At 44.7% G+C, this 25,649-nt stretch carries 26 protein-coding genes and 1 tRNA gene; 11 read left to right on the plus strand and 16 right to left on the minus strand.

Going from position 1 to position 25,649, the window contains the following annotated elements; all coding sequences use genetic code 11:
* Positions 1-15: 15 nt before the first annotated feature.
* Positions 16-1,131 carry a radical SAM protein gene (locus KEJ24_04315; GenBank protein ID MBS7647039.1) on the minus strand — a complete coding sequence of 372 codons (1,116 nt, stop codon included), beginning with the start codon at positions 1,129-1,131 and terminating at the stop codon, positions 16-18.
* A 104-nt stretch (positions 1,132-1,235) separates the two neighbouring features.
* Complete coding sequence (locus KEJ24_04320) at positions 1,236-1,529, minus strand: MoaD family protein (protein ID MBS7647040.1); 294 nt, start codon at positions 1,527-1,529, stop codon at positions 1,236-1,238.
* A 365-nt stretch (positions 1,530-1,894) separates the two neighbouring features.
* Here KEJ24_04320 and KEJ24_04325 point away from each other — a divergent pair, with 365 nt between their 5' ends.
* Positions 1,895-3,547, plus strand: coding sequence for a TCP-1/cpn60 chaperonin family protein (locus KEJ24_04325; GenBank protein MBS7647041.1), 1,653 nt, complete (start codon positions 1,895-1,897; stop codon positions 3,545-3,547).
* A 134-nt stretch (positions 3,548-3,681) separates the two neighbouring features.
* Here the strand turns inward: KEJ24_04325 and KEJ24_04330 are convergent.
* Positions 3,682-3,757, minus strand: a tRNA-Gly gene (locus KEJ24_04330).
* A 76-nt stretch (positions 3,758-3,833) separates the two neighbouring features.
* On the opposite strand from KEJ24_04330, the gene KEJ24_04335 reads away from it, so the two are divergent.
* From KEJ24_04335 to purQ, 7 genes are all read left to right on the plus strand, one after another.
* Positions 3,834-4,970, plus strand: a complete 1,137-nt coding sequence (locus KEJ24_04335) for a 2-oxoacid:acceptor oxidoreductase subunit alpha (GenBank protein ID MBS7647042.1) — start codon at positions 3,834-3,836, stop codon at positions 4,968-4,970.
* A gap of 3 nt (positions 4,971-4,973) precedes the next feature.
* Entirely contained in the window at positions 4,974-5,798 is an 825-nt protein-coding gene (locus tag KEJ24_04340; protein MBS7647043.1) for a 2-oxoacid:ferredoxin oxidoreductase subunit beta, read from the plus strand.
* Positions 5,791-6,333 carry a 2-oxoacid:acceptor oxidoreductase family protein gene (locus KEJ24_04345; protein MBS7647044.1) on the plus strand — a complete coding sequence of 181 codons (543 nt, stop codon included), beginning with the start codon at positions 5,791-5,793 and terminating at the stop codon, positions 6,331-6,333. The genes KEJ24_04340 and KEJ24_04345 overlap by 8 nt, the downstream gene beginning before the upstream one ends.
* A gap of 100 nt (positions 6,334-6,433) precedes the next feature.
* Positions 6,434-7,513, plus strand: coding sequence for a phosphoribosylformylglycinamidine cyclo-ligase (purM, locus tag KEJ24_04350; protein MBS7647045.1), 1,080 nt, complete (start codon positions 6,434-6,436; stop codon positions 7,511-7,513).
* Positions 7,514-7,572: 59 nt separating this feature from the next.
* A complete protein-coding gene (purS, locus tag KEJ24_04355) occupies positions 7,573-7,824 on the plus strand; it encodes a phosphoribosylformylglycinamidine synthase subunit PurS (GenBank protein MBS7647046.1) in 252 nt (83 codons plus the stop codon).
* Complete coding sequence (gene purL, locus KEJ24_04360) at positions 7,821-10,199, plus strand: phosphoribosylformylglycinamidine synthase subunit PurL (protein MBS7647047.1); 2,379 nt, start codon at positions 7,821-7,823, stop codon at positions 10,197-10,199. Before purS ends, purL begins: the two co-directional genes overlap by 4 nt.
* An 18-nt stretch (positions 10,200-10,217) precedes the next feature.
* Positions 10,218-11,021, plus strand: coding sequence for a phosphoribosylformylglycinamidine synthase subunit PurQ (gene purQ / locus KEJ24_04365; protein MBS7647048.1), 804 nt, complete (start codon positions 10,218-10,220; stop codon positions 11,019-11,021).
* Here purQ and KEJ24_04370 read toward each other — a convergent pair.
* The 9 genes from KEJ24_04370 to albA all read right to left on the minus strand — a co-directional run bounded on the left by KEJ24_04370 (position 11,004) and on the right by albA (position 20,255).
* Entirely contained in the window at positions 11,004-11,921 is a 918-nt protein-coding gene (locus KEJ24_04370) for a carbohydrate kinase family protein (GenBank protein ID MBS7647049.1), read from the minus strand. The genes purQ and KEJ24_04370 overlap by 18 nt on opposite strands.
* Positions 11,918-12,835: a formylmethanofuran--tetrahydromethanopterin N-formyltransferase gene (locus KEJ24_04375; protein ID MBS7647050.1), complete on the minus strand. Its 918-nt coding sequence runs from the start codon at positions 12,833-12,835 to the stop codon at positions 11,918-11,920. Before KEJ24_04375 ends, KEJ24_04370 begins: the two co-directional genes overlap by 4 nt.
* Before the next feature lie 20 nt (positions 12,836-12,855).
* Positions 12,856-13,827 (minus strand): hypothetical protein, encoded by a 972-nt coding sequence (locus KEJ24_04380; protein ID MBS7647051.1) that lies wholly within the window; start codon positions 13,825-13,827, stop codon positions 12,856-12,858.
* Positions 13,828-14,805, minus strand: coding sequence for an HAD hydrolase family protein (locus tag KEJ24_04385; protein MBS7647052.1), 978 nt, complete (start codon positions 14,803-14,805; stop codon positions 13,828-13,830).
* Between the two features lie 104 nt (positions 14,806-14,909).
* On the minus strand, positions 14,910-16,322 hold the full coding sequence (locus tag KEJ24_04390; protein ID MBS7647053.1) for a hypothetical protein: 1,413 nt from the start codon (positions 16,320-16,322) through the stop codon (positions 14,910-14,912).
* A 45-nt stretch (positions 16,323-16,367) separates the two neighbouring features.
* A complete protein-coding gene (locus KEJ24_04395) occupies positions 16,368-17,876 on the minus strand; it encodes an amidophosphoribosyltransferase (protein ID MBS7647054.1) in 1,509 nt (502 codons plus the stop codon).
* A 177-nt stretch (positions 17,877-18,053) separates the two neighbouring features.
* Positions 18,054-19,373 carry an aspartate--tRNA(Asn) ligase gene (aspS, locus tag KEJ24_04400; GenBank protein ID MBS7647055.1) on the minus strand — a complete coding sequence of 440 codons (1,320 nt, stop codon included), beginning with the start codon at positions 19,371-19,373 and terminating at the stop codon, positions 18,054-18,056.
* 20 nt (positions 19,374-19,393) lie between these two features.
* Positions 19,394-19,903 (minus strand): hypothetical protein, encoded by a 510-nt coding sequence (locus KEJ24_04405; GenBank protein ID MBS7647056.1) that lies wholly within the window; start codon positions 19,901-19,903, stop codon positions 19,394-19,396.
* A gap of 73 nt (positions 19,904-19,976) precedes the next feature.
* Positions 19,977-20,255: a DNA-binding protein Alba gene (gene albA, locus KEJ24_04410; protein MBS7647057.1), complete on the minus strand. Its 279-nt coding sequence runs from the start codon at positions 20,253-20,255 to the stop codon at positions 19,977-19,979.
* Between the two features lie 250 nt (positions 20,256-20,505).
* Between albA and sucC the strand changes: the two genes are divergently transcribed.
* From sucC to KEJ24_04425, 3 genes are read left to right on the plus strand one after another with little or no spacing between them, the layout of a single operon-like run.
* Positions 20,506-21,669, plus strand: a complete 1,164-nt coding sequence (gene sucC / locus KEJ24_04415) for an ADP-forming succinate--CoA ligase subunit beta (GenBank protein MBS7647058.1) — start codon at positions 20,506-20,508, stop codon at positions 21,667-21,669.
* Positions 21,660-22,571 carry a succinate--CoA ligase subunit alpha gene (gene sucD / locus KEJ24_04420; protein ID MBS7647059.1) on the plus strand — a complete coding sequence of 304 codons (912 nt, stop codon included), beginning with the start codon at positions 21,660-21,662 and terminating at the stop codon, positions 22,569-22,571. Before sucC ends, sucD begins: the two co-directional genes overlap by 10 nt.
* Positions 22,572-22,609: 38 nt before the next feature.
* Positions 22,610-22,771, plus strand: coding sequence for a 50S ribosomal protein L40e (locus KEJ24_04425; protein ID MBS7647060.1), 162 nt, complete (start codon positions 22,610-22,612; stop codon positions 22,769-22,771).
* Positions 22,772-22,984: 213 nt separating this feature from the next.
* Here KEJ24_04425 and KEJ24_04430 read toward each other — a convergent pair whose 3' ends face one another.
* The 4 genes from KEJ24_04430 to KEJ24_04445 form a co-directional block, all read right to left on the minus strand.
* On the minus strand, positions 22,985-23,722 hold the full coding sequence (locus KEJ24_04430) for a DUF116 domain-containing protein (GenBank protein ID MBS7647061.1): 738 nt from the start codon (positions 23,720-23,722) through the stop codon (positions 22,985-22,987).
* Between the two features lie 77 nt (positions 23,723-23,799).
* Entirely contained in the window at positions 23,800-24,210 is a 411-nt protein-coding gene (locus KEJ24_04435) for a hypothetical protein (GenBank protein ID MBS7647062.1), read from the minus strand.
* Between the two features lie 116 nt (positions 24,211-24,326).
* Positions 24,327-25,286 carry a transcription initiation factor IIB gene (locus KEJ24_04440; protein ID MBS7647063.1) on the minus strand — a complete coding sequence of 320 codons (960 nt, stop codon included), beginning with the start codon at positions 25,284-25,286 and terminating at the stop codon, positions 24,327-24,329.
* Entirely contained in the window at positions 25,287-25,529 is a 243-nt protein-coding gene (locus KEJ24_04445; GenBank protein MBS7647064.1) for a hypothetical protein, read from the minus strand. It abuts the gene before it with no gap.
* Positions 25,530-25,649: the final 120 nt, after the last annotated feature.

A 25,649-nucleotide genomic window follows, 5' to 3' on the forward strand; every position in this document is an offset into this window, starting at 1 on the left:
TATGAACGTAGAATTTTATGACAGCAAGTGAATATTGCCCAATCGTACTTTTTGCAGGTGTTTTTCGGCGGCTTTTTTACATTCTATTGCTTGTTTTCGACTCGTGGTTGGCAAATCATTCATAACATAGCATGGATAGAACGCCAAGAGCGTGTAAGGGATTTCTGGGCTTATTTGGCTTATGAATTGGGCTATTTTTTCGACTTCTTCTGCATCCACATATCCCGGCACAAGCAACGTGCTCGCTGTTAATACTGGCAGCTCTGGACGTTTTGCATAGTATTTTTCGCCTATTAACTTGAAGTTTTCAAGGCTAGGTTTGTTAGAAACTCCGCATAGGGCTATGGCTAATGGCTCACTCCATGCTTTCAAGTCAAATTTAATGTTGCCCCCACTTTGTAGGGCTAGTTCTGCGGCTTTCTCAGCTAAGTGTGGATTCATGTAGCCATTGGTTTCCCAGCAAACCCGAAGTATACGCTTTTCCTCTTCAGCCCTTTTTAGGACTATGCGGCTTGTCTCCAGCGAGTGCGGCATCTGCGGCGAGGGATCACCTCCAAAATAACATATGCATGAAACCTTTTGGTCGAAGGCTTTTCCGGCTAGTACTTTGGCGCTCATGGCTGGTTTATGTTTGACGGATAGGTTGCGGTAATGCCAGTTCTGGCAGAAGAGGCAGTCGTAGCTGCATGCACCATAAAAAACCGCCAGATTGTAGTAGCCGTATTCTGGCTCCGGTTTGTAGGCGTATCTGGGATAGCCGCTTCCCGTGCAACCGGGACAAAACCACCAACTAACACAATTGGTTGGCAATCCATCATAATACCATTCTAAAATGCCCCGCTCAACGGTGCCGCCGAAACGCACAAGTCGACCGCCTACATTCCAGACAAGCCCACAGTAGCCGCATCCGCTCGCCCCAATAATACAATTGTTAGCGCAAACACCGCATGGTAAACCACCCTTGTCCCGAGGCGGTTCAGGCGGCAAACCATAAACAGCCCGGCTTCTTGCATGCGCCACCTTCGCAACTTCAAGGGCTTGCCCGGGCTTCCGCCTAATACAACCTAAGCAAACGCCAAGCTTCCCAGAAATTAAAGGCGAAACCTCGCCGCAAACCTGACATTTCCCCATAACAGACTCAAAATAAACTATACGGGCAGACCTAAAAATCTATAGAGGGCTAGTGACTTTGCGACTGCTCGACAGCACAAAATTGACTCGGCAACTATTCCCTTTCAGCCACCGCCCACCGGAGGAATAATCGCTAAGACGTCACCGTCTACAAGTTCTGTTTCAAGCCCCTTGATGGCTGAGGCGCTTCGTCCATTTATTAGGAATTGGAGATAACCTTTAACTTCGCCGGTTTTACCGTCATAAACGTAGTCTATAAAGCCTTTTCCATGGCATTCAGCCAGCTTTTCTAAAACCTTCGCTAGAGTTATGCGTTCACCATCTGGAAACTCTAAGGTTTCCTCTCTTTTGCCAGTTATCTCCCGCAACGTGGTGAAGAAGCGCACCGAAATCCGCATGACTACACTTCACCAAAATCAATAGTGAGATACAGCAAGATTTAAACTGTTCTAAAGTGAACGCCTTGAAAATGACCTCATCCTTCAGAGCATTTCAAATGCTTATGCCAACATTGTTGGATAACTGGCGAAAAAGTAACGGCCTCATAGCCGGACTTGACAATGGATTGCCTTGAGTTGCTCTAACTAGATGCAAAATTGTTTATGAAGCAGTAAGACGCGACAAGGCTGAAAAGGGCTAAAACGTTTAACCGCTTATGTGTTGTTAATGTTAAGTTAACTCTTCCAGAAGGTAAAAGTTTATATGTTACCGCATTTTTGCTTAACCACGCATAAGCCTTTTAACCATTAATGGAGGAATAAGTATGGCTTACTTAACAACAACAGCCTCAGGACAGCCCGTGTTAATCCTCAAAGAGGGAACCGCCAGAAGCCGTGGAAGGGAAGCCCAAAGAAACAACATTATGGCTGCCCGCATAATAGGCGAAGTTTTGAAAACAACTCTTGGACCACGTGGAATGGATAAGATGTTAATTGACAGTCTAGGTGACATAACTATAACTAATGACGGCGCCGCCATCTTAGACGAGATAGAAGTGGAGCATCCAGCGGCCAAAATGATGGTGGAAGTAGCCAAAACCCAGGACGACATGGTTGGCGACGGAACAACAACCGCAGTCGTCCTAGCAGGCGAACTCTTGAAAAAAGCCGAGGAGCTCCTAGACCAAAATATACATCCAACAATAATTGTCAGTGGCTATCGAAAAGCCGCCCAAAAAGCCGTTGAAGTTATAAATCGCATAGCCAAACCCGTTGACATTGAAGACAGAGAAACTCTACGCAAAGTGGCATTAACATCCATGGCAAGCAAAGCTGTAGGCACGGCCAAAGAACATTTAGCGGAAATAGCCATAGACGCTGTAAAACAAATAGTTGAACAAAGGGGCGACAGAAGAATCGCAGACATAGACAACATCCAAATCATAAAGAAGACAGGTAAAGGTCTCTTTGAATCCCAGCTTGTGAAAGGCGTAATCATAGACAAAGAAGTTGTCCATCCTGGAATGCCTAAGAAAGTTGAAAACGCTAAAATCGCACTGCTAGACTGTCCATTAGAGATTGAGAAAACAGAGTTTAGCGCAGAAATACGCATTCGCGATCCATCTCAAATGAAGGCTTTCCTAGATCAGGAAACCCAAATGCTAAAGGAAATGGTTGAAAAGATTAAAGCAGCAGGCGCTAACGTTGTCTTCTGCCAGAAAGGCATAGACGACATGGCACAGCACTTCTTGGCAAAAGAAGGTATACTGGCCGCTAGAAGAGTCAAACAATCAGACATGGAAAAACTTGCAAGGGCCACGGGAGGCAGAATAGTCACAGATCTCGATGACTTGACGCCCCAAGACTTGGGCACCGCTGGCCTAGTGGAAGAACGCAAAATCGGCGAGGACAAAATGGTTTTCGTTGAAGATTGCAAGAACCCACGTTCAGTCGCCATATTAATAAGGGCTGGCCTTGAAAGAATGGTGGATGAAGCAGAACGCGCTATGACGGACGCTCTCTCGGTGGTTTCAGATGTCATAGAAAACAGCAAAGTCATAGCAGGTGGAGGCGCCGTTGAAACAGAAATTGCCAAAGAATTACGAGACTACGCCGCCAAAGTTGGAGGAAGAGAGCAGCTTGCTATAGAGGCTTTTGCAGACTCCATAGAAATAGTTCCAAGAACCCTAGCAGAAAACGCTGGGCTAGAGCCAATAGACATAATAGTTGAACTAAGAGCAGCCCACGAGAAAACAGACGGCCACTTCATGGGTGTAAACGTCTTCACAGGAAAAATCGAAAACATGTACAATAATGGCGTCGTCGAACCAGCCATAGTCAAAGAACAAGCCATAAAATCAGCAACAGAAGCTGCTTCCATGATACTGCGTATAGACGATGTCATAGCAGCATCAAAACCGAAAGAAGAAAAGGGCAAAGAGAAAACGCCAAGCGAAACTGAAAGCGAAGAATTCTAACCCCCTAATTTTTCTCTCAATTAAAGTAAACGCTTTACTCTTTGAGATGTGAAACTTTCAGTGCATGGTTATCTTTACTTTTGACTCATTCGCCATATCCAGCGCACTACGTAATCCCCATCAAAACAAGACGCTGGTGCGGCCGCCGGGATTTGAACCCGGGTCGCCGGCTCGGGAGGCCGATGTCCTACCAGGCTAGACTACGGCCGCAGCTGAGCAAAAGAAGATAGCTAACCTAAACTTTTAATCGTTACTCCTCCAGAATTTGGCTAAAGAGGACTGTGTAATGAGGTTCGCCAAACCTGGTGTTTACTTTTGGCAGGGAAGCGAGGCGTGCGCTGAAGCCGCGTTAGTGGCAGGGTGCCGTTTTTTTGCTGGATATCCTATAACCCCGGCAACTGATATTGCCGAGCATTTAGCGAAGCGACTTCCACAAGTAGGCGGCATAGCAATTCAAATGGAAGATGAAATAGCCTCTATCGGAGCTGTTATAGGTGCTAGTTGGGCTGGAGCGAAGGCGATGACTACAACATCTGGCCCGGGCTTCAGCCTGATGCAGGAAGGTATAGGATACGCGTTCATGACTGAAACACCATGTGTTATAGTTGACGTGCAAAGGGTTGGACCAAGCACCGGGCAGGCCACAAAATGTGCGCAGGGTGACGTTATGCAATCTCGCTGGGGCACCCATGGCGACTATTCGGCTATTGTGCTTTCGCCAAACTCTGTTCAGGAAATGTTTAACCTAACCACAAGAGCCTTTAACCTCGCCGAAAAATATCGCACTCCGGTGATTCTCCTTTCAGACGAAGTGGTTGTCCACATGCGTGAAAAAGTTGTGGTTCCACCGGTGGAGAAACTTGAGATACTGAATAGGCGGAAACCCAAGCCTGGCGAAAAGGCCTTCTTTGGTCATGAAGAGGTCCCACCAATGCCGAGTGTCGGCGAAGGGTTCAATGTAGCCGTTACAGGTTCAACTCACGATGAATTTGGCATAAGATACACGGCTGATCCGGTTGTGCATCGACGGCTGGTGGAAAGACTTAATGGAAAAATTCAAAATCATGTTGACGAAATCGCTGAAGTGGAGGCCTACAACATTGAAAACTGCAAGATTGGAGTTGTGGCGTACGGTTGCTCCTCGCGGGCAGTGTATGATGCAGTTGATGAAGCTGAAGCCAGAGGCATAAGTGTAGGTTATGTAAGACTTAAAACTATTTGGCCGTTTCCAGAGAAGGTTGTCAGAGGACTTGCTGAAACAGCTGAGAAAATAATTGTTCCAGAAATGAACCTACGCCAAATTTTCTACGAAGTCGCAAGAGCTGTGGGGGGCGAGGCAAAAGTTATTCCCATTAACAAAATCGGCGGAGGTGAACTCATAACTCCTGAAGAGCTGCTTAACAAGATTCTGGAGGAGGTGTGAGAAATGTCTGAAATGTTCTCGGTTAAGAAATACCTCAGAGACTTGAAACTGCCCTTCTGTCCGGGATGTGGTGCGTTTACCGTGATGAATGCCTTTTTAAGGGCTGTTCATGAACTGGGCTACGGAAACTTGGAGAAATTCGTTTTCTGCAGCGGAATTGGCTGTTCTTCTTGGATTCCATCACCATATTTTTTGGCGGATTCGATTCATACCCTTCACGGAAGAAGCATACCTGTAGCTACGGGCGTGAAACTCATGCGACCGGACCTAAACGTGGTTGTTTTTGGCGGAGACGGCGACATAGTTGGCATAGGCCTAAGCCATTTTATTCATGCGGCAAGGCGGAACCTCGACGTCCTCGTGATAATGGTTAATAACATGGTTTATGGGATGACTGGCGGGCAAGTGGCGCCTACGACGCCTTTCAAGGCGAAGACAACCACAACGCCATACGGTAGCTTTGAGCATCCACTCGACGCCGTTAAGTTGGCAGTTGCCGCTGGAGCAAACTATGCAGTCCGCTGGACAACAGCCCATCCGAATGAACTTAAAGAAGCCATTAAAAAGGCATTGGGGCTTAAGGGTTTTCGCTTCATTGAGGCTGTAAGCCAATGTCCGACAGCCTTTGGAAGACGAGTTGGCTTTAAAACTGCCGGGGAAATGGTCAAGTGGTTTAGGGAAAATTCCATAACATTAGAGGAAGCCGTGAGGTTAAGCGAGGAGGACTTGAAAACAAAAATTGTTGTGGGCGAGTTTGTCCATAGGCAAAGGCCAACATTAATTGAAACAATTTACGCCATTGTAAAGGAGGCGCAGGAAGGTGGGTAGAACTGAGATAAGGATATGCGGTCTAGGCGGGCAAGGTGTGGTTTTGGCTGGGCAGATTCTCGGCAGAGCGGCGGTTTATGATGGCTGGAATGTTGCGCAAACCCAAAGCTATGGAGCGGAAGCCAGAGGTACAACAGCCAAAAGCGAGGTAATAATATCTGACGGTCGAATAGGATTTCCAGCGGTGAGGAAATGCGACATACTATTGGCCGTGAGCCAGGAAGCCTTAGACAGGAATATTAGGGACTTGAAGGAAGACGGCCTCCTTTTGTTCGACGAAGACTTAGTCAAGAATGTGCCCAATGTTAATGCGAAAATTTACGCTGTACCAGCAACAAGGATTGCGGAGGAAAACTTTGGAGAACGATTATACGCCAATATGGTGATTCTAGGTGCTTTGAATGCACTAACAAAAATTGTTAGCGAGGAATCTATGGAAAAGGCAATAGTTGATACGGTGCCAAAAAATGTTGCCGCCGTAAACCTGCAAGCGTACAAAAGTGGAAGAATGCTAGAAAACTCTTACTTTATCTGAATTATCTGCGTTTCGCTTACTTGGAAAGGCGGGTGTTTGGAGGACCCTTGAGGGAAATTGTTATCTTTTAAGTTGCGGTGTATAGCCTAGAGGAGTTTGGTTGAAGCGGAAAATAACTTATGCGGCTGCAGGCGTTGACAGAAAACTGAGAGCCGAAGCGAAAAGGGCTTTGCGTTTTCTAGAAGGCACTTACCGTTTTAGCTCTTACGGCAAGATTATGAAGCTTCCGTTTGGAAACATTTTTCCGTTCCGCAATGACTGCTATCTAGATCTTGTTATTGAGGGTGTCGGCACGAAGGTTCTTGTTGCTCAGCTGGCTGACAAGTATGACACCATAGGCATTGACGGGGTGGCGATGGCTGTAAATGACGTTATTCGTTCTGGTGCGCGGCCTCTGGCAGTTGCAGATAATATTCATGCCCAGGTTTCAGATCCACTTCTCGTCGAGGAGTGGATGAAGGGTATAGCCAAAGGCGCCGCTGAGGCTGAGTGTGTGGTGTCAAGCGGGGAAATAGGCGACGTGGCAGAAATCATCAGAGGCTTAGTTGAGGGAAAGGGCTTCGACATGGTTTTTGCGGCAATAGGTGAAGTTCCAAAAGATAGGGTGATCACCGGCAGGGAATTGAAACCCGACGATGTGATTGTAGGTTTGCGGGGCTCTGGCTTACACAGTAATGGCATAACCTTGGCGAGGAAAATTCTGTTTAAGCAGTGGGGCGGTAAGTACGAACCTTTTGACGTTCCAGAGTCCTTAGATAGGGAACTTGTCTACGAAGTTCTGGAGCCAACCAGAATTTATGTTAAACCGGTTCTAAATGTTGCCGAACATGTGAAGGTTAAGGCTGCAGTCCACATAACTGGCGATGCATACTTGAAGTTTAATCGCCTAACCCTCTTTTCGAAAGACATAGGCTTTGAATTCAATAATTTTAAGCCCCAGCCTATCTTCGATTTGATCCAGAAGACTGCTGAAGAGCTCGGAGGCGAAATTCCGGACGATGAAATGTTTAAAACCTTTAACATGGGATGGGGCTTCGCAATAATAATTGACAAAGAGGAAAAAGATGAGGCTCTTGACATTTTGGAAAAGGCAAATGTACACGCGGAAGAAATAGGCCACGTGACAAGTACTAGGGGGATCCGAATACTATACAAGGGTAAGCGGATCATCTTGAACTAATGTTCTTTTGCGTATTTAGTGGTGAAAGTGCTTAAATCTTCTCATGCAGAGATTAGCCTATGAAATTTCGGTTGAGGGTTGAAGTCGGCTTAAAACCCGGGCACAGTGATCCAGAGGGCGAAACTACAGCCCGCTTATTAAGGGAACTTGAGTATAAGGTTGAAGAGGTAAACGTAAGCAAAGTTTACACGATTTTGCTTGAGGCAAATTCGAGGGAGGAAGCCACGGCAATGGCTGATGAAATGTGTAGGCGGCTTCTGGCTAACCCAACAAAGGACAATTACACAATAATTGTTGAGGAGGAAAAATGACTAAGAACCTTTACATTCGAAGGAATACGCCTTTCCCACTTTACGAGATAAACCTATTAGACGCTTCAGACGAGCAGCTCCTCGACGTCAACCGAGAGCTTGGGTTAGGCTTAAACCTTCAAGAGATGAGAGCCCTACGGGAATATTTTAGGCAAAAGGGAAGAAACCCCACAGATGTGGAGCTTCAAACTTTCGGGCAGACTTGGTCTGAGCACTGTTTTCACAAAACCTTTAAAGGCTTGGTGAAATTTGATGGAAAGAAAATCGATAGCCTTTTCAAAACTTACATCGCGAAGGCAACTTCGAAGATTAATGCCAAATGGTGTTTCTCCGTTTTTGAGGATAATGCTGGCATAATACGCTTCGACAAGGATTATGGAATCGCAGTTAAAGTTGAAACCCATAACCACCCATCTGCCATAGAACCCTTCGGGGGAGCCGCCACCGGAGTTGGCGGAGTCATCCGTGACATCCTAGGCGTTTGGGCTGATCCCATTGCATGCACGGATGTATTAGGCTTTGGTCCACTGGATTATCCTTACGAGAAGCTTCCGCCAGGCGTGAAACATCCCAAGTACATTTTTATGGGTGTTGTAGCTGGTATTGGGCATTATGGCAACAATATGGGCATTCCAACGGTGAATGGCGCAATATACTTTGACGAAAGCTATGTTGGAAATGTTATCGTATACTGCGGCTGCATTGGACTTTTACCACTGAAAAAGTTTAGGCGCAACGCCAAGCCCGGCGACATAATAGTTTTGGCTGGAGGGAAAACTGGACGGGATGGGATTCACGGCGTTACATTTGCTTCAGCTGAGCTTACAGAAAAATCTGAAGAGGTTTCAAGGCCAGCGGTGCAGATTGCAAATCCCATCGAGGAAGAGAAGCTTAAGAGGGCTATAATTGCCATCCGCGACCTGGAGCTTGCTTCAGCCATAACTGATTTGGGTGGGGGAGGTCTTTCATCAGCTGTGGGGGAGACTGCTAAGAGGTTTAGCTGCGGCGCCATTGTTCATCTCGAAAAGGTTCCACTAAAGTATCCCGGGTTAGCTCCATGGGAAATCTACGTCTCCGAATCCCAGGAGCGAATGCTTCTGGCTGTTCCACCTGAAAACTTGAGCAGGGTGCTGGAGGTTTTCCAAAACGAGGATGTTGAAGCCACTGCTATAGGCGAATATACGGACGATAGGGTTCTGCGAATCTTTTACATGGGCGAAAAAGTTGCAGAAATAGATATCCCATGCCTTTTTGAGCCTCCAAGAGCTGTACGTATCGCCGAGTACAATCCGCCAAGACTGGAAGAGCCTATTTTTCCAGAACCGGATAACTTGGCAGACGTGTTAATGCGGCTGCTTGCTTCGCCGAACATTGCCAGCCGAGAAAGTGTAGTTAGAACATATGACCATGAAGTTAAGGGCAATACTGTTCTTAAGCCGTTATATGGTGAAGTGGGCGGACCAAGCGATGCTGCTGTTCTCAAGCCTTTGAGAGATTCCTGGCGTGGTTTAACTGTTTCCTGCGGTGTGAATCCCCGCTATGGAAAAATAGACCCATATTGGATGGCGGCCTCAGCCATAGATGAGGCTATAAGGAACAATGTGGCTGTGGGCGGCAGAAGGATAGCGTTGCTTGACAATTTCACGTGGGGCAACCCTGAGAAGCCCGATAGGCTTGGCAGCCTTGTCAGGGCATGTGAAGCATGCTATCGGTTCGCCAAAGCCTTCAAAACGCCTTTCATATCCGGAAAAGACAGCCTATACAATGAGTCTCCAGTAGGCCCTGTGACGCCCACTCTATTAATAACTGCTGTGGGAATTATTCCGGACATTCGCATAACTATCTCGTTGGATGTTAAGGCGCCGGGCGACAGCATCTACCTTGTCGGAAAAACCTACCATGAACTTGGCGGTTCAGAGTATTATAGGCTTATGGGCTTTCTGGGAAAAACTGTGCCGAAGGTTCGCCCAACCCAAGCTAGGCAAGTTTTCCGTGCCATAACAAAGGCTATTGACTTGGGGCTTGTCAGTGCCTGTCATGATCTATCTGAGGGCGGCTTAGCCGTGGCGGCGGCTGAAATGGCTTTCTCCGGCGGCTATGGTATGGAGCTTGACTTGCGGCGTGTTCCAGCCGATGGAATTAAAAGAAACGATTTTCTCTTGTTTTCAGCATCCAACAGCCGCTTCATTGTAGAGGTTCCAAGCGGATGCGAACAAGACTTTGAGCTGGTGATGAGTGACGTTGCCCATGCGAGAATAGGCAGGGCGACCAAAGATGCGAGGCTGTGTGTTTATGGGTTGACTGGTGATGTGGTTGTGGACGTAGCCGTTGACGAACTGCTTAGGGCTTGGAAGAGTTTTCTTGGTGGTGAATGAGTTTTGAAGCGTGAGGAGATGCGCGTTTGCATTCTGCGGGTTGGCGGCACCAATTGTGATACTGAAACCCAAATGGCTTTTAAGGCTCTTGGCGTTCAAGCCGAGATACTGCATGCCAATGAAGTGGTTAAACGGGGAAATCTCATGGACTATCACGCCTTAGTGTTTCCCGGAGGCTTCTCCTTCGGTGATTATGTAAGAGCCGGGGCGATATGGGCGAAGTGGCTTGTCGCAAAACTGGGCAGGGAGCTGAAAGCCTTCGTTGAAGAGGGGCACCCAGTCCTCGGCATCTGTAATGGCTTTCAAGTGCTTGTGGAAGCCGGTCTTCTCCCCGCCTTTAAGGGAACAACTCCCTACCCAGAGGCTGCGCTGGCCACAAACTATCCGCCGGGGTATCATTGCCGCTGGATTTACCTAAAACATGAAAACCGTGGAAAATGCATCTTCACGTTTAAGATCCCGGCGGGAACGGTTCTACGTATGCCGGTGGCTCACGCTGAGGGGCGCTTTCTATTTCCAAAAGAGAAAGAGAAGCAATGCTTGGAGAGGCTTTACGAGAACGATCAGCTTGTTTTCCGCTACTGCGACAAGACTGGAAATTATGCCAATGGTATATACCCAATAAACCCGAACGGCTCGTTCCACGACATAGCTGGAATATGCAATCCAGAGGGAACGGTTTTTGGTTTAATGCCCCATCCGGAGAGGGCCTTTTACTGGTGGCAGCAGCCTGACTGGACAAAGCAAACGTTTATGCCACTTTATGGCGACGGAAAACTCATTTTCGAAAGCATGATCGAGTATCTAGATAAGAAGTTTTAGCTCCTCCAAACGTGGTAAACCTGCTCTGGCACCCATTTTCATTATGCACTTTGAAGCTAAAAAATTGCCAAGTTTTCCACATTCTTTCAGACTTTTATTGTTGAGCAAGCCGTATAGAAAGCCCGCGCAGAAAGCGTCGCCGGCACCGGTGGTGTCCACAACCTCCACAGTGAAGGCTTCGACATGATGGCTCTCGTGTCCATCTGTCACGTAGCACCCGCGGCTGCCAAGTTTGACAGCAACCACCTTAACTCCGATTTCAAGTAGCTTTTCAGCTCCAGCCACGTAATCCCTTTCCTCTGTTAACAGTGTGATTTCCTTTGCGTTTGGCATCAAAACAAAACACTTTCCGATTATGGGTTTAAGCTTTTCAAGACCTTTTCTGGCATATAACTCGCCGGGGTCTAAGCTGACCTTCACGTGATTTGGAAGATTCTCCACGAGTTTTCTCTGAGCTTCGAAGGATTTTTCTCCAACAAATGATGTCAAATGTAAGAACTTGGTTTTTAAGGCATAGTTCAAGTCTATTTCTTCAAAGCTTATCGTGTCGTTTACGCCTGGATCCACGTATAGGGCACGTTCACCTTTCTGATCCACGAAACCCATAACGACGCCACTCCGTCCAGTCTTAGCTTTTACCACACCTCTCGTATTCACGCCCTCCCTGCGGAAGTCTTCTAGGAGCATTTTGCCCTCGCGGTCATTGGCAACTTTCCCGATAAAGCCGACTTTGCAACAGAGCCTTGCCAAGCCTACAATGGTGTTAGCTGCTGAGCCGCCGCAAGTCTCTTCACAGCTTATTATGAAGCCTTCTTCCTCTGGTCCAGCTATTTTGTTTACTTTGTAGAGTTTGTCCACGTTTAGGGCGCCGAAGCCAATCACGTCGAAAAGCTTTTTCATGGGAACAACTCGCGTAGATAAATCTTATAATTGCCAAGTTTACCGCCATAATTCCCAGCCGAAATTCTCACAACACCTTTAACCGTTAGGGCTGCCTCTATACCCGCCTTCATGGCTTTTTCAACAGCTTCGAGGGAAACACCGTTAATCACGATTTCAGGAATATAGCCGACGCCTTCTGGGACTTTGGATTCCTTGCCTAAACGTTGTTTCAGCGAAGGACAGTAGGGATGGTTTGTTGTCGGGCCTATCCATGGAAAGCGGGTTTCAGGCTTCGAGCCTGCGGAGCACACGTCAAACGGTGTTATGACGCCTTCAACTTTGTGGATGGCTTCAAGCGCTTTTGCTCCAGCCTCTTCAACGGCTTCTTTTGTTTGGCACATTATCCAGAAGTTGGCGCCCATGACGCCCATAGCGTAGCCCAGAAACCTTTCTATAATGAAGTCTGGAACCATTATCGGCACGACGATCACTTCACGGTTAAATCGTTTCTCCACCCATTCGTATCCGTCTCCGCAGTGGCCAACCCGCTCCATCATGTCAATCTTGCCCAACGGGCTTGGCAGAGCGTCAAAAACAGCCGTGAATGGCTTGACGAGGATATCCTGCCTTATCCTATATGAGAGTTCAATTTCAAACTTTTTAAGAGACTCTGAAAACGGCTTTTTAGGGTCTATGCCTCCCCAAAACTGGAGCACCACACCCTTACGTCCGTCAGGAGTTTCCTTCTCGCTCAGCCACTTTTCTATACCTCCTTCAATTCTGCCTATAACTATGGATGGTGTGGCTGTTGCGTGCATGGCCGCTTTACGCAGTGTTTCATCATCGTCAGCCGTAACCACTACCCGGCTGTAAATACCTTCAAAAGCCTCGGCATAAGTGTTCTCTACAAGTTTTCCTTTAACCAAATCAATATTCTCTCCGTTTTATGGAATTATTTTACTTTGTTAATTTCAGCTATTAAATCTTCAATCTTGATGTAAGCCATAGACAACTGGAACGTGTCCTGTCCGTTTGGAGTTTGGTAGATGTGATAAAGCGTGTTGTTAACAATTATGCTTGTTGAACCAGCTGGCAGTTGACTGTACTTTTCGTCATGGAAAAAGTTCTTTCCAACAATGTTCCAGCATTTGAAATCCTCCGATGAGTATAGATCGTAGCCTGTTCCGTTCCACATTCCGAGCATCATGTACCATTTTGAGTTGAAATAAAACAATGTTGGGTTTTCGAGATTGTCTATTATAACGATTTTTATGTAATTCCACCGTGTTTCAAGGGTTTTTGCGGTCGCCAGATGCACCTTGTATTTTGCGGCTGATATTAGCATGTAATAGGTATCTTCAATTTTCACTATGTATGGGTCCCAACCAAAGTGTGGAGCCAGCGTCTGTGGCATATTTTCTATAACTAAATATCCATAATCTACGAAGGTTGACGGATTTTTGATATCTGTTCCAATAGCTAGTCCCAATCTTGCAAGGCGAGTATCTTTATGGATAATGGTGTTTTTCCAGTCGCTGTAGTACATGTAAAATTTTTCATCGTCCGGATTGTATATGCAATAAGGTGCTATTTTTCCATCCATTTGAATGGATGTGAAGCCGATAAATTCGTAGGAGAATAAATCCTTAGTCCTTAGAACACCGATAAGCCATAAGTTATCTTTTTTGAAGTAGGACGCCACAATGTAGTGATGCCCGTCCCTATCCGTGAAAACCGTGTGGTTGGGGTACCGCACAAACTCCGGGTCTTTTATGCTTTTAACATCTTCGTCTGGCGAAATTATTACGCCGCAATAAATCCAATTCAAAGTTTTCTGTTTCACTCGAATGTAAGCTGTGATAACAGTAGCCAAAATGATAACTGCAAGGATTATTGAAATTGTAATTCTGTTAAGCGAAGCCACTTATCCGAGCCTTCCTATGGCTTCGCCCCTCACGCTTTTCCGGAAACTAGTGCTCTCCTTTATCAGCCTTTCCATGTTCTCTTTCTTAACAATTTCAACGGTTGGTAATCTCCCGCTGTAAGCTTCAAAAAACATGTTTTTTATTTTCGGGCTAATCTCTAGTGTTTTCAGCGAATTATTGCTCCAAGCTTCCACAAGTTTTAGCACCCCCTCTCTGTCATATTTACAGAAAGTCTCCGCCAGCACCGCTGTAATAAGCGCATTTTCAGCCATTATAGCGATTTCAGCTTCTCTCACCGCGTATTCATTGCCGTTGAATGATATGGTTAAACCACCTTCCCGGCGAACCATTCTAAAGGCTTCCACATCTGTTATGCTATCGCCGACATAGGCGGTGTCTGAAAGGCTTAAGTCCAATTGTTCAATTATCTGCTTAACTGCTTCTGCTTTTTCGCGCCCTCCAATCGGGTTAACTTCGTTAAAGAGTTTTCCAATTTCCATTTTAGCTATTTCATCCCAGAAGATTTCATCTAAGCGTTGGATGACTTGCTTATATTTTTCTGGAAAGTCTTCAAGAGTTTTTGCACCGGATGGAATTTCGATTATGGGCATTTTGGCAATTTCCGCCGCCAGTTCCTTGAGCCTCTTTTTCTCTCTTTCTTTTAACGTGTATTTGTCGATTTCAACCTTTGTGCAATAGGCATTTTCAAACGGAAAGTTTATGGCACGACACAAAGCTTTGATATAGTGTTCGTAGCTTGTGCTTACTATGTATGCGTCAGTCACTTCCCTAATAAATCCGAGAGCTTCCTTAACCTTCGGAATCAGAACCAAGTTTTTAGCCGAAAAAACGCGCATTTTCCTATCTGTGATGCCATAAGCCTTAAGAAAAGGCAATATTAGCTTTAAGGTGTCGCCTGCCTTGTATCCACATCTTTTAAGCACATCTGCTATCACGTCGTCGTACTTGCTTATCACAGTGAAAATGTGCGCGCCATTTGGCACAAAGTAAGCTGTAAGTTCAAAGGCGTTATCGTTTTTTGAGATAGGTCCTTCACAATCTGAAATATACACCTTGTTTTTTAATCTCGTTTCCGAAGTTCCTCCATGTGGTGAATGCTTTTTTCTATGTGTTGTTTCGAGGCTATATCAGTCCTATGCCAAAGGGCACCACCCCTTATGGCGTTTACACCTTCCAAGGAAATATTTCTAGCAGCTTCTATGCTATCATCTATACCGACGACACAAACAGTCCGCGACTTTAACGCATAAAATTCATTCCCACGGATTTCCATAGACGCAGGATAAACGCGGATTCTGTCACCATATTTCCTACTTAGCTCGTACGCTTTCATCAAATCCACGGGGGCACCGATTTCCGCCTTGTTGACACGGTCTGGAAAAACCTCTCCGAACCCACCGTAGTTTGGCGGCACCTTATAGGTTACAACCGTGGCTTTTTTCTCAATTTTTACGCTAGTCAAATTTCCCTCAAGGATTTTGAAGCATACGTCGACAAAATCGTCTTTTAAGATTGGCAGGATATTTATTATCTCCGGGTCTCCTGGGCGACTGTTATTTTCAAGGATTTTAGGTTGCTTTCCCGTGTGCATAAACGCCACATAAAATGGAATGCCACGCAGTGCTTGGTTATTGTTGGCTTTCCACTTTTCAAAAATCCTGTTTACAATTGATATTTCTTTCTCTCGATCAGCCGCTGTCATGAAGGGCAAGATATCATTCGCATCTTTATAGGAGCCCATTCCTCCGGTGTTTGGTCCTTTATCTCCGTCAAAGGCGCGTTTGTAATCGCGGGTCTCTGGCAGCGGTACCAAATGTTTACCATCGCAGAAAGCCTGAAAACTGGACTCCTCCCCCTCTATCTTCTCTTCAACTATGACCGCGCCATGTTTCAAGTTTTCCCAAAAATGTTCAAAAAGTTGTTCGCGGGTTGTGAAGTGATCCCCCCAGACACCTACACCCTTACCTGCCGCGGGTTTATCTGGCTTAACAACTGCTGTATTGTCAAGTTCGTCAAGCCATTTGTAAAGAGCCTTTTTGGCATCGTCCCTCGTTCTATAATCCTCCGGCTGGAAGACTTTGAAACGCGGGTTAACCTCTGGCACCGTTTCTTGGAAAAGTAGACGTTGCTGAACTTTACTGGCTTCTATAGCATACTCCTTTGTTGGACAAATCATGGGTATGCCAGTACGCTTCTCTACAATATCGCGAACCCCTTCAATTATAGGCTTTTCTGGGCCAACAATGCCGAAATCTATCTTGTCCTTGTTGGCCTCGGCGAACTTGCATATATCCTCCACGTTCAAGTCTGGGATAACAACATGCGCTGTAGCTTTCTTCACGTTGAAGGGGTTTCGCTGTTTATCCACCACATAAACTTCCACGTTATAATTAGTGCTTCTTGTGAATGCGTCGACCATAGCAGCTTCCCGCGCCCCATATGAAACAACAAGCACACCGACTTTCTCTACCATAGTCCACCCACCTTTAAACGCTAATCCCTAAGCCTTTAATCTTTTTTATCCACCGCTCTCGCTGAAAAGCTCCGGGGTCTCATAAAGTCTCCCCGTTTCTTCGTGCCCTTCTAGAAACCTTTTCCTCATCTCGTTGGCAATTTTTTGGGCTAGTGGTGTTGGATATTCACCTGTCAAGCATCCAAGACATAACTCATCCCTCTTGAAGCCGGTTGCTCTCACAAGCCCGTCAATTGACTGGTAACATACAGCATCTGCCCCTATCATCTTGGCGACCTCCTCAGACGTATACTTAGCGCCTATGAGCTGGCTGTAAGTTGCCATATCTATTCCGTAGAAACATGGCCCAATTATGCGTGGAAACGTTATAAACATGTAAATTTTTTTGGCGCCCATTCTTCGGAGTTTTTCAATGGTGACTTTTGTCGTGTCTCCTCTCACGATGCTATCGTCTACCACGATGACTTTCTTCCCTTTAATTTTGGAAGCCAAGATGTTAATCTTCTTATCAATAGTGGCGTAACGTTCCTTCTCTAGGAGAATGAAGGCACGCTCCGTTACATACCGGTGTCTTCTTGTGGCTCTTTCCCATCTAAGACCAGACTCTTCATGCACCCCAAAAGCCGCGTCATCTCCGGTTTCAGGCATTGAAATCACCATGTCCGCGTCCTTTACAATATCCGGGTTTTCTTTGACAAGGTTTCTGCCGAACTCCTCGCGAATTTCGTAGACGTATTTACTATTAAAGAAGGAGTCAGGCCTGGCAAAATAGGCAAATTCAAAAGCGCAGAAAGCCTTACGGCCACTTATTAGCCGTGTTTTTTCAAAACCTTTTTCTGAAACGGTCACAAGCTCGCCTGGTTCAAGCTCAAAGTCTCTGATGAAACCGTTTATATCCAAGCCCACGGTTTCAGATGAAAAAGCACGGATGTCCCCGTCTGGACTGTGACCAGCGCATAAAGGCCTTATACCATGTGGATCTTTGAAGGCGAAAAACTTTCCATCCTTAGTTATTCCCGCAACTGAAAAGGCTCCTTCAATCTCTTTCATGCATGCTTCAACAGCATCTTCTAGATTTTTCCGTCTTAACAACTCCGCAAGCAATTTACGACATATTAAGTCGGCATCACATTCATAAATAAAATTTGGAAAATCTTTACAAATCGCTTTTTTAAGCTGAGCTGTGTTGACAACATTCCCATTAAAAGAGATAGCAAGCTTAAAACCATTCTTAGAAGCTGTAGCAGGCTGAGTTCCCGCCAAAAGCGACTTTTCATCAGTTTTTCCAGAAGTTGTATATCTAACATTTCCGATTCCTATGTGCCCTGGCAAACGCCCAAACCATTCATGGAGGGCGCTTGCCCTTATTTTCGGAATAAGATCCAAACTTCTGTAGACATAAAATTCACCATCTAGAAACGTGAGGAAACCGTGGGACTGATGGCCCCTATGATTCTGTGCCCTCAACCCCCAGTAAATAAACGGGAATACCAGTTGCTTCCTAAAGCTTAAGGCGCCGAAGACACCGCACGCTATTTTAGGATGCTCTCCCATGTCAGTGATAAAAGTGGTAGTTCTTTATCAACTTTTAGAACAATTTCAAATAAAAGGCACAATGGCTTTCAATGTCTTGGAAAAACTTTGAGAGCGCGAAAACAGAGAGTTATGCTGTTTAAAAATTTAAGTAGACATCATTCTAAGAAGTTGCTACCATAAGAATTGATGCCAAAATTATGGTGTGAGCCTGAATTTATCTCTAGGATATAATGTGACTTCCCTTATGTTTCTCTTACCAGTCAACATCATTGTGAGTCTCTCTAAACCTATAGCCCAGCCGGCATGGGGCGGCATACCATAATCAAAAGCTTGCAGGTGGTATTTGAAAGATTCTGGATTCAGTCCCTTCTCTTTTAGGCGTTCTATTAGGAGTTCTTTTGAAGCTATTCTCGTCCCACCGGAAGCAAGTTCAATCCAGCTCCACATGAGGTCGAATCCTTCGCATAGTTCCGGGTTGTCATCTTTGGGTTTTATATAAAAAGCCTTTGAGCGCGTTGGCCAATCCGTTATAAAGTAGAAGTATGGATGAATTTTGCCTAATGTTCTGAAGGCTGGTGTCGGTATGTCCCCACCCCATGGGATTTCCACTCCTTCTCGTCTCAAATCTTCTAAAACCATATCATATGTTAAACGTTTAAAGGGTATTTCAGGCACTTCGAGCTGATAATTCAGCAAAGCTAACTCTTTACGACATTTATCACTAACTACCTTACACGTGTGCTGCATTAGCCGCTCCAGCAACTGCATGACATCTTCAGCCGTTACAAAAGCTTGCTCAATGTCTATGGACACAAATTCGCTTAGATGTCTACGGGTGTGAGATTCCTCAGCTCTAAAAAATGGCCCTATTTCAAGAACCTTCTCTAAACTCATCACAAGCTGTTCCTTATACAGTTGAGGACTTTGAGCAAGAAAAGCTTTCCTTTCGAAATAATCTAATTGAAACAGTGCTGCCCCGCCTTCAGTAGCTGAGGCAATTATGCGGGGAGTGTGGACCTCTATAAAGCCTCTTTCAAAGAGGAAGTCTCGAATTGCCTCAACAGCTGTGTGTTGAATTTTAAAAATTGCCACGTTCTCTTCACGGCAAAGATCCAATGCGCGAGCGTCTAAGCGAGCATCAAGTCTCGCATGCACTTTTCCGGTTATGTCGATGGGCAATTGCGGTGACGCTGGGCTGAGAATTTTTATTTGCTTCGGTATTACTTCGACTCCTCTAGGAGTCTTATCAGTTTTCTTCACAACCCCCCTTACACCAATGCTGAATCTTCTCTGTAAAATGTCTGTTTTCGATAAAACTTCGACGCCAACGTTTTTTCGTGGCACCGTTATTTGGACAGTGCCCTCTCTGTCTTGCAATATTATGAATCGGATACCGCCTAAATCTCTAATTTCCTGAACCCATCCGAAGAGAGTGACCTCTTGCCCGTCATTTTCTGGTTTCACATCTACAGAGTAGTGAGTTCTACGCCAGTCTCCAATAACATCCACTTTCATTAACTTCACACGGCTTCAAGCTAATCTGTAAACTCTATACGTAACGTCATGTTGCGAACTTTACGAGCAATTTCCTTTAAAGCCTTCACGTCGAACGGAGGTTGTTTGCCACCCTTCTTTCTCAAAATCACCCTAGTTTCTGTTGATCCGTCCGGCAACCAAATAGTGTTTATTGTGACTATGCTCAACGGGGCAAACAAATCTTCTAAAAATTTTCTGTCGTCAACCCCATACTCTAAAACACGAATTGATTTTCCAGTTTTCTCTCCCAATGCTTTAACTATTTTCCCACCATGACCAAGAAGACGCGGGACGTCCCCTTTACCGACAAGTATGGCCAGGGTTTTCCCAGCGTCTACCGCCTTAAAAAAACTAACGTTTTGAAGGGAAGGGTAAGTTTCCTCCAAAGATAAAAGTAACCGAGCGATCTTCAAATCTAATTCTGTCACTTCTCCAGACTTAACTTTTTCCGAACATTTTTGACATAGGATTCCACTTTTTAAGCAGAAACTGCATAGTGCTGTTTTCACCTGTGAAAGCGCCCTCCACAAATAAAGGAGGGGCGGCGGAGCCTCGAAACGTTGTGTAATTGTTGTTAATGTTTTAGCGTTCCAGTGTTATTTCAATAGTGCTAACGTTTGTGGGCGTGCCACCCTCTTCTCTGGGTGCCACTGTTTCAGTCCCAATGCCCACTTTCTTTATTTTAACATCCGGTAGGAATCGACGTCTCACGACTTCAACAACATCCACAGCGCGGCTTATGGCTCTTCCTCTGGCTTTGATGTTTACTTCTTTTGCTCCGCCGTGGAAGAGGGTTATGCAAGCCAGTACATAGTTCATTACTGGCTTCTTCCCGATCAACACTGAGTTGCTTTCAGACATCTGCACCGCCTCACTCCTTGTTCTCACATTCTTTATAGCTTCATAACCTTTTTTACCGATAAATAAATATGTTACGGTAAAAATTTTAGTTTGCCCATATCCTTAAACAATAGTAGTTTTAAATCATGGAAATCCGTCAAACTGGTTAAATGTCAACTTCCCGAACTATGGTTTCTTGCTTAAAGAAGTTTTATAGGTGTTGTCTGAAGTTAAAGGATTAGGGGTGGAAAGGGAAAGGCTGCGTCGTTAAATGAAGCTTCTGGAGTATGAAGCCAAAAAAATCCTGAAAAAACATGGGGTCCCGATACCCAGAGGGAGTCTAGCAATAAACCCTGTTGAAGCTCGAGAAGTATCTAAAACACTAAAACCCCCGTTTGTTGTTAAGGCGCAAGTTCCCGTGGCTGGTAGAGGGAAAGCCGGTGGGATACTCTTTGTGGGATCGACTGCGGAAGTTGAAAAAGCTGCTGAAACACTCTTAAACTCGAAAATAAAGGGAATCCTAGTTCGGAGCGTATTGGTTGAGGAGAGAGTTTACACTCAAAAAGAACTTTACTTTGGAATGACTGTTGACAGACTTAACAAATCATACGTAATTGTTGGGGCAACTGAAGGCGGAATGGATATAGAGGATGTTGCGGAAAAAATGCCTGAGAAAATTTTGCGTTTTCCAGTGGATCCGCTGTATGGTTTTCAACCATATCACGCCAGACAAATGGCAAAACGCATGGGATACTTCGGAAACAAGCTTTTAACACTTGCAAAAATTTTTCACGGCATATATAAGACTGGAATTGAATGCGACGCAGAATTAATTGAAACAAACCCCTTAGCTGAAACCTCTGAAGGAAACTTTGTGGCTGTAGATGCTAGAATAATAATCGACGATAATGCCTTGTTCCGTCACTCGGAATTAAAGGAGAGACCTCAGGACGGAGAATTTTCACCAGAGGAAATTGAAGCAGCTAAAAATGGTTTGGTTTACATTAAACTTGATGGAAACATAGGTGTGATAGGCAACGGTGCCGGGCTTGTGATGGCAACACTGGACACTATACACCTTTACGGTGGGAAACCGGCAAACTTCCTAGATATAGGCGGAGGGGCTCCCCCCGAGAAAATAGTTACAGCCTTGCGGATAGTGCTTTCTAACACAAATGTGAAAACACTTGTTGTGAATATTGTGGGCGGAATAACAAGATGCGACGAGGTTGCAGAAGGCATTATTCAAGCAAAAGAAAAACTTAGAATAGAAAAACCAATGGTGGTTCGGCTGGTGGGTGCAAACGAAGAAGAGGGAAAGCGAATGCTAACAGAAGCTGGAATACATGTGTTAGCTAGCATGGAAGAGGCAGCGCAACAAGTTGTAGAAATAGCCAAAAAATTTGAAAAGAATGGGAACACCTCATGGGGATAATAGTTGGAAGAGAAACAAGGGCAATAGTACAAGGCATAACTGGAACACAAGGAAGGTTCCACACAAAACTAATGCTTGAATACGGAACAAAAATAGTAGCAGGTGTAACTCCTGGTAAGGGAGGAGCAACTGTCCACGGAATCCCTGTTTACGACACCGTCGAAGAAGCTTTGGAAAGACATGAAGCGAACGCTTCAATAATTTTTGTTCCAGCTCCTTTAGCATCTGATGCTGCCTTAGAAGCTTTGGAGAATGAAGTAAAAACAGTCGTTATAATAACGGAGCACATTCCGATTAAAGATACTATAAACATTATGGCTTATGCCAGACGCGCAGGCGCTACAGTAATCGGTCCCAACACGCCGGGAATAATAACTCCTGGACAATGTAAGCTTGGAATAATGCCGGCTCACATTTTCAAGCCCGGGAAGATAGGTATTATCTCAAGGAGCGGAACGTTAACTTACGAGATAGCTGCAGAGTTGACCAAAAGAGAGTCAGGGCAGTCTACATGTATCGGTTTAGGCGGGGATCCCATAGTTGGTTTAAATTTTATTGACGTTCTAAAGCTTTTCGAAAAAGACACGCAAACAGAAGCTGTGATATTGATAGGTGAAATAGGAGGGAACTTAGAAGAAGCAACAGCTGAATACATAGTTAAAGAAAAATATCCTAAGCCAGTCGTAGCTTTCGTGACCGGACGCATGGCGCCGCCGGGAAAACGTATGGGTCATGCAGGAGCGATAGTAATGGGAAAAACCGGAACTGCTGAAAGTAAAATCGAAGCCTTCAAGAAGGCTGGTGTTGAGGTTGCTGAAAAACCAAGCGATGTCGTTTCCCTACTAAAAAACTACTTAAGCGTTAAACAAAGAAATTGGGACTACAGCAAAAAGTATATCTAGATGGTGTTCCGTGTGTTGTAGCTGCAGAGGGCTAAACAATGCCAATATTAGACCCGTTTAAAAAAACACTAGCCCAGCAGCGTAGGCTTTATGTAAAAATCTGTAGAGAATGTGGCGCAAGAAATGCCACAACAGCAGTTAAATGTAGAAGATGTCGTAGTAAAAACCTTCGCTGGAAGAAAAGAGAAATAATTAAGTAAACAGTTTCTTTAAAATTTCACATATGCTTACACTTATATTTTACAAGAAAAATTCTAAAAAGCATATTAACTTACAGTTTACAACAAACCATTTACTTGTTTTGAGGTGTACTATAGTGTCTTGCAAGAAGAAAACAACCAAAAAGAAGACTAAGGAAGAAGAAAAAAAGAAGTGAAGACCTAACTACAGTTCCTCAAAAACCCACGTTTTTCTCACAAAATTTTCAACAGCGTTTCCATGTTAAAATATGTGTTAGCACATCCGTTCTTCAGAAGGGGTATAGCTTGACCCGCAATGTCCATCTGGCTTAACACTTCTCCGGCAAGCCTTAACTCTTCACCGCAAGCAACACCAATCACACCCTCATAACGTTTTATTTTCAAAATTTTTGAGATACAAGAGCCCCCGGGTAAAATGTATACATCGTAACCCTTATTTTCCGCAACGGAAACAGCTTTGTTGACCAAACAATCTGAGGAACAGTGAGTGCAAACATATGTAGGTATTTCTTGTTCAAATATGGCTTTACATCGGTTATCCATGAACTTCCTTGAACAATGCGGCAAAAAGAGCGCCCTCTTTTTTGTGCTCTCAAATTTTTCCTTTTCAAGAAAATTCTTTGTCTCTACATCAACTAAATCCTCTAGAAGACGAACAGCGTCAGATACGTTTAAACCCGTTAGCTCTTCGATTCTAAACTTCTTAATAATATCTTGTAAAGCGTCACTCATTTTCTTATGCATTCTCTTCTCATAACTTATCCTGGCTATTTCCATAAAAAAGAGACGCGGGATTCTTGAAAGATCAAATGTGAACTTGTATGGCATAACCAAAAAATTAGCAAACAATCCTTTAAGATTAACTCTTCTTGAACATAGCTTAAAACTACACATTTGAATGTATGCTGGGCAAGTTACAGGGAGTTGCCCCATGTCTTGAAGAACCGACAAGAAGATACCCTCAAGACTCAAGAGATCTGGAAACTCCTTAAATTATGGAGTGTGAGGAAAAATGGCGGTGGCATTTTTTAGTGTTTTTCTTCTGTGTAACCTAATAATTCCCTTAGGGATTTTACCTCTTCTCGCAGCATGTTTACTTCGCTTTCAAGAGCGCTTACTCTCGATTCTGCCGCCTTCTTTAGCTTTTCAATTTCAATCATTAAATTTGCCCGTTCGGTTTCAAGGGTTTTTATTTTTTCTCGCAAATTTTTCAAGGTCTGCATGAGTTCTCCCTTTATCTCTTTTATTCTTTCAACCATGTTTTTAATGCTTACTGTTTCCTCAGCTTTTTCTACAGTTGTTCTGAATCTTGTTTTGCAGTTTAGGCATTCAAAAAGCCCCATCAACTTAGATGTACCCTCCGAATTTCCACGTAAAGTAATACCCCAAGTCTTAACGAGGGCAGCTGGTTCGCTTCCACATTTTGGGCATTTTACCAACCTACAACCCTACTAATAATTATACTCTCACGGGACTAAAATGTGTTTTGCCGCAGAACACCCTCGCCAGGAAAGCGAGGTTTAACATTAAAATAAAAAAGAGGATTGCTTTTCATTTATAGGCTTATATTAAACATCAGGCGTTCAACGAGTTCTTTGTAACGATTGCGAATAGTGACTTCGGTCACCTGTGCTATTTCTGCAATCTCCCTCTGCGTTTTCCTTTCTCCAGTCAACACGGAGGCTATGTAGCTTGCAGCTGCGGCTATGCCTGTGGGCCCTCGGCCAGAGGTGAGCTTTAACTCTTTAGCTGCTGCTAATATTTTGTGGGCTATTTCTTCAACTTTGCCTTGCATTGTTAACTGGTTTGAGAATTTTGTTATGTATTGGCTTGGTCTCAATGGTGGAATAAAATAGTTTAACTCCTTTATCAAGAAGCGGTAACTGCGGCCTATCTCTTTCTTGCTAACGTTTGAAGCTTGAGCTATCTCCTCTAATGTTCTTGGTAAACCACACTGTCTGCACGCTAAGTATATAGCTGCAGATGTCACCCCTTGGATGGATCTTCCGCGTATAAGTCTCTCTTTCACGGCCTTTCTATAAATAAGAGAGGCTGTCTCCAGTATATTCTTTGGCAAATTCAAGGTGTTTGCAATTTTAGTGATTTCTGAGAGTGCGAAGGCCAAGTTGCGTTCAGTAGCATCAGAGACTCTAATGCGGCGTTGCCACTTTCTAAGCCGATAAACTTGAGCTTTTTGTCCGGGGGACAATCCTTTTCCGTAGATGTCTCTGTCATGCCAATCAATCATTGTGGATAAGCCCTTATCATGTATCGTATAGGTTAACGGTGCCCCAACACGGGTTCTTTTGGCCCTTTGCTCGTCATCGAAGGCTCTCCATTCTGGGCCTCTATCCGCTAACTTTGCGGCTATCACGAATCCACAGTTCATGCAGACAAGTTCCGCGCACTCGTAATCGCGCATTAGCTTTGTGCTGCCGCATTCTGGGCATACTTGTACTCTAGCTTGTTGAGCGTGTAGCGTAGGATTTAAATCATCAACTTCCATATCACTCATTTATTTTCCCTTCTTTTTCGAGGGGAACACATACAACGCTTTGTCCGCTATGATATTTAACCTAGGGTTTTGCGGTTTAACGGCCACGTATGGCCTGGAAACTGGGCCGAAGATGTCAAAAACTTCTCCTATGAGTTTTAAGTTTTCATCCACCACTCTTTCGCCCAATTTTGGTATGTTTTCAACCTTTACAATGATGTTTTTGCTTGAACTTATGTGAAGCACACGGCCTAGTCTGATCAACTTTTTGATTTCCCCTCGAAAAACAAAAAGTTCAAACGAGGCATATTATTTAAATCTTTCTACATTACTTTGTGCAAAGAGTTTTCCGGGATTTTCGGTCGAAACATTGATAAATAGGTG

The organism is Candidatus Bathyarchaeota archaeon, assembly GCA_018396705.1.
Taxonomy (GTDB): Archaea; Thermoproteota; Bathyarchaeia; order Bathyarchaeales; family Bathycorpusculaceae; genus DRVP01.